The sequence below is a fragment of the Gulosibacter sp. 10 genome (assembly GCF_900163695.1).
In the GTDB taxonomy this organism is placed as follows: Bacteria; Actinomycetota; Actinomycetes; order Actinomycetales; family Microbacteriaceae; genus Gulosibacter.
On the sequence record NZ_FUIC01000034.1, the window covers coordinates 1 to 9,955 of the forward strand.

Genomic DNA, 9,955 nt, shown 5'->3' on the forward strand with positions numbered 1-9,955 from the left:
GAGGTTCTCCCCTTCCGCAACCCCAACACCGCCACCAACCTCCTGACCGGGTACACCTAGTGCGCCTCCGCGCCGCGCGGAGCCCGGTGCCCGGCGCGCCCCGCCGGTAAGCTGACGAACGCCCTCCACCCCGACCGAAAGCGACGCCGATGCACCTGAAGAGCCTCACGCTCAAGGGCTTCAAGTCGTTCGCGAAACCGACCACGCTCGAGTTCGAGCCGGGCGTGACGTGTGTCGTCGGCCCCAACGGCTCCGGCAAGTCGAATGTGGTGGACGCCCTGGCGTGGGTCATGGGGGAGCAGGGTGCTAAGTCGCTGCGCGGCGGCAAGATGGAGGACGTCATCTTCGCCGGCACCGCGACGCGAGGGCCGCTCGGCCGGGCCGAGGTCGCCCTCACGATCGACAACGCCGACGGCGCGCTGCCGATCGACTACACGGAGGTGACGATCAAGCGCACGCTGTTCCGCGCGGGCGGCAGCGAATACGCCATCAACGGCGAGCAGGTGCGCCTGCTCGACGTGCAGGAGCTCCTGAGCGACTCCGGCCTCGGCCGCGAGATGCACGTCATCGTCGGGCAGGGGCGGCTCGACACCGTCCTGCGGGCTACGCCGGAGGAGCGCCGCGGCTTCATCGAGGAGGCCGCGGGCGTGCTCAAGCACCGGCGCCGCAAGGAGAAGACGGTGCGCAAGCTCGAGGGGATGGAGCAGAACCTCCAGCGCCTGCGCGATCTCGTCGCCGAGGTGCGCCGCCAGCTGAAGCCGCTCGGGCGGCAGGCGGAGGTGGCCCGCAAGGCCCAGGGCATCGCGGCGGTCGTCCGCGACGCGAAGGCCCGCCTGTACGCCGACGAGGCGGTCGGGCTGCGCGAGCAGCTCCGCAAGGCCACGACGACCGAGCAGGAGCGCAGCGCCGAGCGCATCGTGCTCCAGGAGAAGCTCGACCAGGCGCTCCTGCGCATCGAGCGGCTGCAGGAGGCCCAGCGGGGGGACGCGGTGGACCGCGCCCGGCGCGTGGCGTTCGACCTCGAGAGCGTGCGCGAGCGGCTTCGGAACTTCGAGATGCTCGCCGGCCAGCGCGAGTCGATGCTGCGCACGAGGCTCGAGGAGCCGGCGCTCACGGTGTCGGTGTCCTCCGCCGATCTCGAAGCCGTGCGCGAGGAGATCGAGCGGCTCGCGTCCCGAGGCGAGGCCGCGGCGACGGCGTGGCAGGAGGCGCAGGCGGAGACGAGGCGGGCGCGCGAGGAGCTCGACGCGCTCGACGCCGAGATATCGGCGCGATCCGCGCTGCTGTCCGAGCACGACCTGCGGACCACGGAGCTGAAGGGCCGCGCCGAGGCCGCCGCCCAGCGTCTCGCCGCCGTGCGCGGCGAGGTGCTCCGCAGCGAGAACGCGAAGCAGGCGGCCGCGGACCGGCTCGCGACGGCCGAGCGCGAGCTCGAGGAGGTCGAGAGCCAGGCCGAGGAGGGCGAGGCCGATTCCTCGGGGCTCGACGAGCGCTACGCGGCCGCGCAGGAGCGCGTCGTCGAGGAGCAGGCCGCGGTGGACGAGCTGCGCGACCAGATCCACGACCTCGAGCGCGAGCGGGATTCGCTCGAGGCGCGGCGGAAGGCGCTCTCGCTCGCCGCGGAGGTGCGGGACGGCGCCCAGGCGCTGCTCGCGCGCAAGGCGGAGGGCGTGCTCGGGCGGGTCTCCGACCATCTGCGCGTCCGGTCCGGCTACGAGACGGCGGTGGCCGCGGCGCTCGCGGAGGCCGCGGACGCCATCCTCGCCGCATCCGACGAGGCGGCCTTCGCCCTCGCCGAGGAGTCGGCGGGCTCGGGCCGGCTCCGCTTCGTCGCGGACTTCGCGCGAGGCGCGGAGGACGCGGAGCGGTCGGATGACGGATCCGCCGTCCCGGAGGGAGCGCCCGCGGGGGCGGTCCGCGCGAGCTCGCTCGTCTCGGGCGTGCCTGCGATCGCGATGCAGCTCGAGCGCACGCTCGTCGTCGAACGGCTGCCGGCCGCCGCCGAGGCCGCCGCGTGCCTCGGCGCGCTCCCGTTCGGTACGACGCTCGTCAGCCGCACCGGCGACGTGCTCACCGCGACGGGGCTCATCGCCGCCGACCGCGAGGAGGACGGCCAGGACGCGGGCGGCGCGAGCCGCATCGAGCTGCTCGCGGAGCGCGATCGCGCCGCCGCCGAGCTGGAGCGGGTGGCCGCGGTGCTCGACGCCCGCGCCGTCGAGCGGGCCGAGCGGCGCGCATCCCTGCAGGCGGCGAAGACGGCATCCGAATCGGCGCTCGCCGAGCTCCGCAGCTTCGACGCCGAGCTCGCGGCCCGGCGGGAGGCGCTCAACCGCGCGCGAGCACGGGTAGAGTCCGCGCGGGCCGAGCTCGAACGCGCGGCGAAGACGCAGGAGCTCGCGGGCAGGGGCATCGATGAGACGCAGGAGCGCGCGGCGGCGGCGAAGCGGGAGCTCGAAGCGCACCAGGCGCAGCCCCGGCCCGTGCTCGACGCGTCGAGGCGCGAGGAGTTCGCCGCGACGGTGGAGCGCTGCCGCGAGGCGGAGGTCGAGGCGCGGCTGACCGTCGAGACGCTGCGCGAACGGCTCCGCTCGGAGCAGCTGCGCGTCGCCGAGCTCGAGCGCAAGCGGGAGGCCGAGCGGGAGGCCGCCGAGCGCGCCGCCCGCGAGACCGTCCTCCGCCGCGCCGAGCACGAGCGCATCGTCTCGGTGCAGGCCCGCATCCCCGGGCTCCACGCGTCCATCGAGCGGAGCCTCGCCGAGGCGCGGGCCGAGCTCGCGGCGGCGGAGCGGCAGCGCGAGGAGCAGGATCGCGAGCTCAAGGGGCTCCGCGAGCAGGAGCAGCAGTACCGCAGGCGCCTTGCGGAGATCACCGAGGACGTGCACGCCCTCGAGCTGCAGATGCACGAGCGCAAGCTGCAGCTCGCGAACCTGCTCGAGCGCTCGATGAGCGAGCTCTCGCTGAGCGAGGAGGTGCTGCTCGACGAGTACGGCCCCGACGAGGAGTTCGACCGGGCAGAGCAGCGGCGCCGCCTCAAGGACGCCGAGAAGCAGATGTCCCAGCTCGGGCGCATCAACCCCCTCGCGCTCGAGGAGTTCTCGGCCCTCGAGCAGCGCCACACCTACCTCAACGAGCAGCTCGAGGACCTCGAGCGCACCCGGGCCGACCTCATGCGCATCGTGGGCGAGATCGACGAGCGGATGCGCACGGTGTTCGCCGAGGCCTTCGAGGACACGCGCGCCGCCTTCCACGAGGTGTTCCCCACGCTGTTCCCGGGCGGGGCGGGCGACATCTCGCTCACGGACCCCGACGACCTGCTCGCGACGGGCATCGACGTGGCGGTCAAGCCGGCGGGCAAGAAGATCGACAAGCTCTCGCTGCTCTCGGGCGGTGAGCGCTCGCTCGCCGCAGTGGCGCTCCTCGTCGCGATCTTCAAGGCGCGGCCGAGCCCGTTCTACATCATGGACGAGGTGGAGGCGGCCCTCGACGACGCGAACCTCGGCCGTCTGCTCGAGGTGTTCGAGAGCCTGCGCGAGTCCAGCCAGCTCATCGTGATCACCCATCAGAAGCGCACGATGGAGATCGCGGATGCGCTCTACGGCGTCTCGATGCATCGCGACGGGGTCTCGACCGTGGTCGGCCAGCGCATCCGCGAGTAGCCGCGGCGGGCGGTACTGCGACCGGGGCCCGGAATGACTTATGCTGAGCGCTGATCGCGCGCTGTAGGGGCGCGCGCCATCCGTCGCGGGTCCTCGCGCCCGTCGAGAAGGAGCTGATCCATGCGTTCCCGTGCTGCCCGGTATTCCTCGCTGCTCGCCGCCGCGATCCTGTCGCTCGGCCTGGCTGCCTGCTCGTCCGAGGACGGGGCACCGGTCGACGGGTCCGCGACCGGCACCGGCGCCCCGGCCGAGGACGCCGTCAGCCCCTCGGGGCAGACGCTCGACGAGGCGTGCGCGATCTACTCCGACGAGGTCATCGCCGCGCTGCAGGAGACGAACGAGGCCATGGCCGCCGAGATGGAGGCGGGGCGGACGCCCGACTTCGCCGCGAACATGCAGACCCTCCTCGAGGCGGCGGAATCCACCTCGGAGCAGATCGACCTGCCGCAGGTCGCCGAGCCGCTCGCGGCGGTCGAGGAGAACCTGCGGGAGGTGCTCGAGGTGGTGCAGGACGTCGACTACGGCTCGGTCGACCCGGCCGCGGAGGATGCGGCGAACCAGTACGCCGACCTCAACCAGGCCGCGCTCGAGGAGGCGGGCGTCGCCGACGAGACCTTCGAGCCCATGGCCGAGATCGCCGAGGCGTGCGGCCTCGACGAGTAGTCGCGACTGACGGGCCGGCCGCGATCGTGCGCCGCGGTGCTTCGGCGCGCCTTCCGCATCATGGCGCGCCGGAAGGTCCGCCCGTGCTCGTATTGCCGGGTTCGCGGCGGCGTGCGACTATGAGCCCATGGATTGGCTCAACAGCTGGTTGACGATCGCCGCTGTCCTCTTCGTCGTCTTCATGCTGCTCAGGCTGCTCCTCTGGAGACCCGGGAACGGCGGACGCGCGTCCGTCTTCGGCGTCGACGGCGCGTCGAGCGACGATCCGATCGTGATCGGCACCGTCCGCGAAGTCGAGGCCACGGGGACGACGATCAACGACGTCCGCGTCTACAAGGTGCGCTTCGACGTCGAGACCGGCGACGGCGCGACGCACGAGGCCTCGCTGAAGCGGCCGATCGGGCCGGAGGACATCGGCAGCCTGACACCGGGGTCGGTGCTGCCGGTCTCGTTCTCGGCCAAGCACGGCAAGGCCGGGCTCGTCGAGGAGTCGCGCATCGCGGAGGCCCAGGCGGCGATCGTCGAATGGCGGATGCGCCACGGCTTCCTCAGCGCGAGAGACCTCGAGATCATCGAGTCCGGCGTCGAGGCCGACGGCTGGCTCGTGGACGTCGTGCCCGCCGGGCTGTGGCTCGAGGACGAGCAGGCCTACGCGCTTCGCGTGCAGGTGCGGCGCGCCGACGGCAGCACCTTCCGGGCCACGCGGCTGTCCTATTCGCCGGAGGAGCAGGCAGGCAAGTTCCAGATCGACTCCCATGTGCGGGTGCACTATCTTCCCGAGGACGAATCGCACATCGTCATCGCGACGCCGGCGAAGGCGGGGGCGTGATGCGCCGACGGCGATTCACCCCGTCGAGGGTCCTGCTCTTCGCGCTGATCGCGCTGTCGATCTCGGCGTTCGCCTCGATCTTCCTGGACCTCATCCCCGGTTCCGACCGGTTCGACTCCTCGGAGCTCAGCCCCTGGGACATGTCGGTGGAGCGATGGAACCGCGAGATCACCGTCGAGCCGGGCGAAGGCCCGGGCGGCGGCGAGCCCGTCGCGCACTACGTCGTGCTCGGCACGGTGACGATGCCGGAGGACGAGCCGGGTAAGGGCATCGAGCTGCGGCTCCCGGAGCTGTACAGCATCACCGGCGCCTCGGATCTGTTCGGGGACGGCCGGGCCTACGACTGGGAGGTGCAGGTCGGCGATGTGCGCGCCGAGATCGGCGGCGTCGAGGTCGAGGCCGCGTTCGACGGATTCTGGCCGAGCATCAGCTTCGCCGCGGAGGAGTTCCTGGTCGGGGAGTACGACATCCGTGTCGAGTACACGGTGAACAACCCCGTCATCACGGGCGACGACGGGCAGCAGCACCTGTTCCTCATGACCGACGCGTTCGACCCGGTCTTCGACCCCGAGACCGCGGACGCGAGCGCGTTCACCACGACCGTCCGCATCGACCCGCAGGTCGCCGAGATGCTCTCCGCGGAGCCCGCCTGCCTGAGCCCGAGCTCCGACGGCTGCTCGGCCGACCGGGATGGCGACAGCTGGCACATCCGCACGGGCGCGGACGACGGCTACACCCTCGAGACCTACGCGCTGTCCTTCGAATACGGCAGGGACGGCGGGCCGGGGCTCCTGCCGCAGCTGCTCCATCTCCTCAAGCATCCGAACGCCGTGCCGGTGCTCATGCTCGCGGGCGTCGTGCTGCTCAACCTGCTCGCCTTCGCGCTCGCGCAGATCTACCGGCCGCCCAGGCCGCCGAGCAGGCGGTCGGAGGCGGAGCGGGAGCGGGCGCTCGCGGATGCGGCGGAGCTCTCCCCGACGCAGGCCGAGGTGCTCGGCGCGGAGATCGGCCGGAACTCGGCGATCCTCGCGGAGATCATCGAGCTCGAATCCCTCGGCGCCGTCACCGTGGCGCAGCACGGCGACGAATGCCTCGTCCGGGAAACCGGCGACCTGCAGCGCTGCTCGAAGTCGCAGCGGGAGTTCGTGCGGATCGTCCTCTTCCCGGGAGGGGCGCGGGAGGCGTCGGTACGCGAGCAGGTGCTCGCGCCGCGCTATCACCGCTTCGCCGTCGGCGAGCTCAGGCGGCTGCGCAGGCGCGGGATGGTGCGGAACACGCATCGCGAGTTCCGGAGGTGCATCGAGCTGCTCGCGATGTTCTCGGGGCCGCTGTGGTTCGTCCTGAGCTTCAACTTCATGATGGAGTCGGAGCTCTACCCGATGCTGGGCGGGGTGGGGATGGCGGTCTCCATCCTCGGCGCCAACGCCACCGCGTTCTCCTCGGGCAGCGAGATGTTCCGCGGCTCGACCGGCTACGTGCCGACGGTCCGCGGGCTCGCGGCGGCGGAGGCGTACAGCGAGGGCAAGGACGAGCTGTCGGAGATCTCGACCCGCTTCCGCGAGCTGCGCGGCGCCTTCCTCGGCCAGCCGGAGGCCTCGCGGCGGGAGGGGCTGGTGCGGGCGATGCCCACGTGGCGCGGCGATCCCGTCGGCCCGGCCGAGCTCGAGGCCTACGAGGCGGCCATCAAGCAGGGCGAGACGCCGATCACGTATCGCGAGTGGCGGAGGAGCGAGGGGCGCTGAGCCGGGCCCGATACCGGTGGATCAAGTGTGGAAGGATCGTGGTGCCATGTCTGACGCTTCGCCCGACCACAGCCAGCCGCCGCGCGTCCCCTCGCTCGCCGAGCTGATCCCGACGCTCGCCGATCCCGATGCGCCGTACGATCCCGATCACACCTACGAGGCCGTGCTCGAGTGGACCGGCGCCCGCGGCATCGACCTCTACGACGCGCAGGACGAGGCGATCATCCACCTGGTGTCCGGGTCGAACGTCGTGCTCGCGACGCCCACGGGGACGGGCAAGTCGCTCGTGGCGATCGCCGCCCACGCCATCGAGCTCGCGCGCGGGGGCCGCACGTACTACACCGCGCCGATCAAGGCCCTCGTGAGCGAGAAGTTCTTCGCCCTCGTCGAGGTGTTCGGGGCCGAGCGGGTCGGGATGGTCACGGGCGACAGCTCGGTGAACCCCGAGGCGTCCATCATCTGCTGCACTGCGGAGATCCTCGCGAACAAGGCGCTGCGGGAGGGCGCGGACGCCGACGTCGATCAGGTGGTGATGGACGAGTTCCACTACTACGGGGATCCGCAGCGCGGGGCCGCGTGGCAGATCCCGCTGCTGCTCCTGCCGCGGGCGCAGTTCCTGCTGATGTCGGCGACGCTCGGCGACACGGATGCGCTCCGGGCCGACCTGACGCGTCGCACCGGGCGCGCCACCGAGCTCGTCGCCGGGGCGACCCGACCCGTGCCGCTGAGCTTCCGCTACGCGCTCACCCCCGTGCACAACACGGTGGAGGAGCTGCTCGAGGAGGACGAGGCGCCGATCTACATCGTCCACTTCTCGCAGGCGGCCGCGGTCGAGCGGGCGCAGGCGCTCACGAGCATCAAGGTCGCCTCGCGCGAGCATCGCGATCGCATCGTGGCGGCGATGGGCGACTTCCGGTTCACAACCACCTTCGGCCGGAACCTCTCCCGCTGGCTGCGGCAGGGCATCGGCGTGCACCATGCGGGGATGCTCCCGCGCTACCGCCGGCTCGTCGAGCAGCTCGCCCAGCGGGGTCTGCTCAAGGTCATCTGCGGCACCGACACGCTCGGCGTCGGCATCAACGTGCCCATCCGCTCGGTGCTCATCACCGCGCTCTCGAAGTACGACGGGCAGCGGATGCGGCATCTCACGGCCCGGGAGTTCCACCAGATCGCGGGCCGGGCGGGCCGGGCCGGCTACGACGATCACGGGACCGTGGTGGTTGAGGCCCCCGAGCACGTCGTCGAGTACGAGCACGCCGTCACGAAGGCGGCGGGCGACCCCAAGAAGCAGCGCAAGATCACCAAGAAGCAGCCGCCGAAGGGGTTCGTGAACTGGACCGAGGCGACCTTCGACCGGATCGTCGCCGCGGAGCCCGAGCCGCTCACGAGCCATCTGGAGATGACCTCGGCCACGCTCATCAACGTCGTCGCCCGCGGGGGCGACGTGATCCGGCATCTGCGCGAACTGTGCTTCGACAACCACGAGCCCCGGGCGCGCAGGTTCGCACTCGCCCGCCGGGCGCTCGAGATCGGCCGCACGCTGCTCGAGGCGGGGATCATCGTGGCGGACGGGCAGGGCATCCGCCTCACCGTGGAGCTGCAGTCGAACTTCGCGCTCAACCAGCCGCTGTCGCCCTTCGCGATCGCGATGTTCGACGTCCTCGACCCCGAGTCCGATGCCTACGCGCTCGACGCGGTCAGCGTCATCGAGGCCACCCTCGAGAATCCGCGCCCCGTGCTGCGCGCCCAGGAGCACAAGGCGCGCGGCGAGGCGATCGCCGCGATGAAGGCGGACGGCATCGACTACGACGAGCGGATGGAGCGGGTCGAGGAGATCACCTGGCCCAAGCCGCTCGTGGAGCTGCTGGAGCAGAGCTACGAGATGTTCGCCTCCTCGCAGCCGTGGGTGAGGGATTTCGAGCTCTCGCCGAAGTCGGTCGTCCGCGACATGTACGAGCGCGGCCTGAGCTTCGCGGAGTACGTGGCCTTCTACGATCTCGCCCGCTCCGAGGGCCTCGTGCTGCGCTATCTGTCGGACGCCTACCGGGCGCTGCAGCACACGGTGCCCGGCGATGCCCGGACCGACCAGCTGGCCGATCTCACGTCCTGGCTCGGCGAGCTGGTGCGCCAGGTCGACTCGAGCCTCATCGACGAGTGGGCCGAACTCGTCGCGCCGGTGGATGCGGCGGGGGAGCCGGTGCTGCCGCCCGCGCCGCCCAGCGTGGTCTCGAACACCCGCGCGTTCACGGTGCTCGTGCGGAACGCGATGTGGCGACGGGTGCACCTCGCGGCGCTCGAGCGCGACGAAGAGCTGCTGGCGCTCGACCCGAAGATCGACTGGCCCGAGATCCTCGACGAGTACTACGAGGAGTACGACGACATCGCGGTCGACGCCGCCGCTCGGGCCCCGGAGTACTGCCGCATCGACAAGTCCCGCATGGAGCACGGCTACTGGGACGTCGAGCAGACCCTCGTCGACCCGGCCGGCGACCATGCCTGGCGGATCCGCGCCGAGGTCGACCTCGAGGAGTCGGCGGCTCGGGGCGAAGCGGTCGTCATGGTCTCCGAGGTCGTGAACCTCTGACGCGGGCGGCTCGTCCAGTCGCGGCGGCGAGCGGCTCGGCGAGGATGCGGCCCGGAGGCGACTTCCGCGCGCTGATGCCGAAGTCGGGGAGGGCCAGCCGCACGACGCGCCCGGGATGCGGAGATGATTTGCGGCCACCCCCGGAAGTGCGTAATGTTCTTCCTTGTCGCCGGGAGGTACGGAACACCGCAGAGTGGTTCGGCCTCAAGCCGGTGGCAGACTCGGAGAGTCGAGAAGCACTGCTTCATCGACTCCTACGGCTTGCACTGCTCCGGCAGGTGCCGGGACCTCGTCCCGACAAGCTGAACGGCGGGTGAATGTGGCGGAAACGCCAGGTTGACAAGCCGGACGGACTGCGGCAAGCTAGTCTAGCTGCGGCCGAGCAGCGGCCCGATTTGGTCGGGTGGGGCGTTCGGTTGCATCCGTTCCTTGAGAACTCAACAGTGTGCACTTTTATTGTCTAATGCCATTTTTTGGACCC

Annotated in this window: 5 protein-coding genes; all 5 read left to right on the plus strand. The window is 71.4% G+C overall.

Annotated elements, in window-relative coordinates; all coding sequences use genetic code 11:
* Nucleotides 1-149: 149 nt before the first annotated feature.
* The 5 genes from smc (at nt 150) to FM112_RS12535 (ending at nt 9,474) form a co-directional block, all read left to right on the plus strand.
* Nucleotides 150-3,656 carry a chromosome segregation protein SMC gene (smc, locus tag FM112_RS12515; protein WP_087008069.1) on the plus strand — a complete coding sequence of 1,169 codons (3,507 nt, stop codon included), beginning with the start codon at nt 150-152 and terminating at the stop codon, nt 3,654-3,656.
* 120 nt (nt 3,657-3,776) lie between these two features.
* Nucleotides 3,777-4,319 carry a hypothetical protein gene (locus FM112_RS12520; RefSeq protein ID WP_087008072.1) on the plus strand — a complete coding sequence of 181 codons (543 nt, stop codon included), beginning with the start codon at nt 3,777-3,779 and terminating at the stop codon, nt 4,317-4,319.
* Between the two features lie 127 nt (nt 4,320-4,446).
* Nucleotides 4,447-5,148: a hypothetical protein gene (locus tag FM112_RS12525; protein ID WP_087008074.1), complete on the plus strand. Its 702-nt coding sequence runs from the start codon at nt 4,447-4,449 to the stop codon at nt 5,146-5,148.
* On the plus strand, nt 5,148-6,890 hold the full coding sequence (locus FM112_RS12530; protein WP_087008076.1) for a hypothetical protein: 1,743 nt from the start codon (nt 5,148-5,150) through the stop codon (nt 6,888-6,890). The genes FM112_RS12525 and FM112_RS12530 overlap by 1 nt, the downstream gene beginning before the upstream one ends.
* Before the next feature lie 46 nt (nt 6,891-6,936).
* Nucleotides 6,937-9,474 (plus strand): RNA helicase, encoded by a 2,538-nt coding sequence (locus FM112_RS12535; RefSeq protein WP_087008079.1) that lies wholly within the window; start codon nt 6,937-6,939, stop codon nt 9,472-9,474.
* Nucleotides 9,475-9,955 lie beyond the last annotated feature (481 nt).

Excerpts from the sequence above, each read along its gene's own strand:
- FM112_RS12535 (WP_087008079.1), top strand. The coding sequence starts at position 6,937 with ATGTCTGACGCTTCGCCCGACCACAGCCAGCCGCCGCGCGTCCCCTCG.
- smc (WP_087008069.1), top strand. The coding sequence starts at position 150 with ATGCACCTGAAGAGCCTCACGCTCAAGGGCTTCAAGTCGTTCGCGAAA.
- FM112_RS12525 (WP_087008074.1), top strand. The coding sequence starts at position 4,447 with ATGGATTGGCTCAACAGCTGGTTGACGATCGCCGCTGTCCTCTTCGTC.
- FM112_RS12520 (WP_087008072.1), top strand. The coding sequence starts at position 3,777 with ATGCGTTCCCGTGCTGCCCGGTATTCCTCGCTGCTCGCCGCCGCGATC.
- FM112_RS12530 (WP_087008076.1), top strand. The coding sequence starts at position 5,148 with ATGCGCCGACGGCGATTCACCCCGTCGAGGGTCCTGCTCTTCGCGCTG.